Source organism: Streptomyces boetiae (assembly GCF_031845405.1).
GTDB lineage: Bacteria > Actinomycetota > Actinomycetes > Streptomycetales > Streptomycetaceae > Streptomyces > Streptomyces boetiae.
The window spans coordinates 1-397 of record NZ_JAVREN010000137.1 but is presented as its reverse complement, the minus strand read 5'-3'; the positions used below and the strand labels follow the sequence as shown (position 1 = coordinate 397).

Sequence of the window (397 nt, the reverse complement as noted above, 5' to 3'; positions counted from 1 at the left end):
ACTCAGGACTGCGAAACGTCTGCGGTTCAACTACCTACTCAGCCGACAGAAGACAGCAACGCCATGGCCGATCCCTTGGAGATCTGCCAGCCGGTGGGGCTGGGGCCTGCCACGAACTGGATGTTCTGGGTGGCGGTGCCGCCGGTGTTCGAGGTGGCGGTGACATCGGCGTACGCCACGCCGCCCTGGTCATCGATATTCGCGATATTGAAGGTCAGCGGGAACTTTCCTTCAGCTGCGGCCTTGCTGTAAGCGCGGTCCGCGGCGATGCTCTCGATGCGGCCGATGCCGCCCTGGATGTAGCTGGCCTTGCCGCTGAACGAGCCGCCACTGGCGAGCGCCTGCAGGGTCTGCACCAGCGGTGTAGCCAGGTCCGCTGCCGGGGTGGCCGGCAGTG

1 protein-coding gene is annotated in these 397 nt (G+C 65.5%); it reads right to left on the bottom strand.

Annotated features, from left to right (window positions below; all coding sequences use genetic code 11):
- Positions 1–38 precede the first annotated feature (38 nt).
- Positions 39–397: hypothetical protein (locus tag RM780_RS27735; protein WP_311633653.1), on the bottom strand; the 359-nt coding region annotated here is incomplete at its 5' end.